The 1497-nt window shown below is 53.1% G+C and carries 1 protein-coding gene and 1 pseudogene; both read right to left on the reverse strand.

The genetic code is table 11. The features are described 5' to 3' along the window. A pseudogene (locus ACTHUM_RS13740) lies at positions 1-611 on the reverse strand (lysozyme inhibitor LprI family protein); the annotation flags it as partial. 105 nt (positions 612-716) lie between these two features. After that, on the reverse strand, positions 717-1497 hold a 781-nt coding region (gltS, locus tag ACTHUM_RS13745), incomplete at its 5' end, for a sodium/glutamate symporter (RefSeq protein WP_440403140.1).

Raw genomic sequence — 1497 nt, forward strand, 5'->3', positions numbered from 1 at the left:
GTGTTTGGGTTTTGCAGCAGCTTGATGGCCTGCTCTTTGGATACGGGTTTGCCGTCTATCATGACGATGCTTTTCACGCCGTAGGGCAGTAGGGTGGCGGAAAGGGTTTGGGCTGTGGTGCTCAGGGTGTTGTCTTCGAGAACCAGTTTGCCGTCTTTGTCGGGGGTGTAGAGCAGGGTGGTGCTGAACGTGTTGTTTTCAAAAGTCAGGTTGCTGCCCATTAGTTTTTGTTCGAGCATGTCGGACAACGGGGTGTTGCCGTAAATCAGCGGGCTGTTGTCTATAGCCGTTTTGAGGATGGTGTCGGGAATGTGGATTTTGAGGTTGGCGCGGCAGATGGCTTTGCCGTTGTCTTCGGTTTCTTTGGCGTCTTCAAGCAGGGTTTCTAATTCGAGGCCGGCGGCGATGATTTTGTCGGCATCAACGAATTGGCGGCTGTCATTGCGGGCAAAGGAGCGCGCTTGTTGTTTGAGGGTGTCTTCGATGGTGGTACGGATGTTTTGCAGTGTGGCCGGTTGGGCGCAATCAAGCGCGGCTTTCGGCTCTTCTTTGCTGCATGCAGCAAGAAGAATCGTGCTTAAAATCAATACGGAAGCGGTTTTTTTGTACATGGGTACTCCTGAAGATGACGGCCTTTCAGACGGCCTGACGTGCCTATCATAACAAAAGCACTTGCAGCAAGTAAATGCGGCAAGTGCTTTTCTATGTCAGATGTATCAGCCTTTGATGACGCTGACAAAGCCGGAGAGGATGGCGGCGTTGAGCAAGTCAACGAAGAACGCACCGACCATAGGTACAATCAGGAAGGCTTTGTGCGACGGGCCGAAGGTTTGGGTCAGGGACTGCATGTTGGCAACGGCGGTCGGGGTGGCACCCAAACCGAAGCCGCAGTGACCTGCCGCCAATACGGCAGAGTCGTAATCGCGACCCATGAAGACGTAGGTAACGAAAGTGGCGTACAGAATCATCACAACGGTTTGTACGGCCAAGATGATGGTCACAGGGCCTGCCAGACCGGTCAACTCCCACAGTTTCAGATTCAGAAGAGCCATGGCAAGGAAGAGTGACAGGGAAGCGTTACCGAATACGTCGATGGCGCGGTCAAACATATTGACTTTGAAGGCTGAGGTCAGGACGTTGCGGATGACCACACCTGCAAACAGACACCATACGAATTTAGGCAAGTCGAAGAAGGCTTTGTCGTAGCCATCCACGATTTCGGCAAATGCCAAACAGCCGGCAAACATAGCCAGGGTTTCGACAGCAGATTCCGCAGTAATCAGGCGGGTACGCTGTGCTTGTTCGAAGATGTCGTCGGCAGCATCGTTGTCGTCGGATTTGGCAGTTTTGACGACAGGTTTACGGCCCAATTTGTTGATCAGACGGCGTGCAACAGGACCACCGATCAAACCGCCGAATACCAGGCCGAATGTTGCAGAAGCCATACCTAAGCCGGTTGCGCCGGTCAGGCCGAATTTGCTTTCAAAGTCAGGACCC

The organism is Neisseria sp. P0021.S006, from assembly GCF_051956895.1.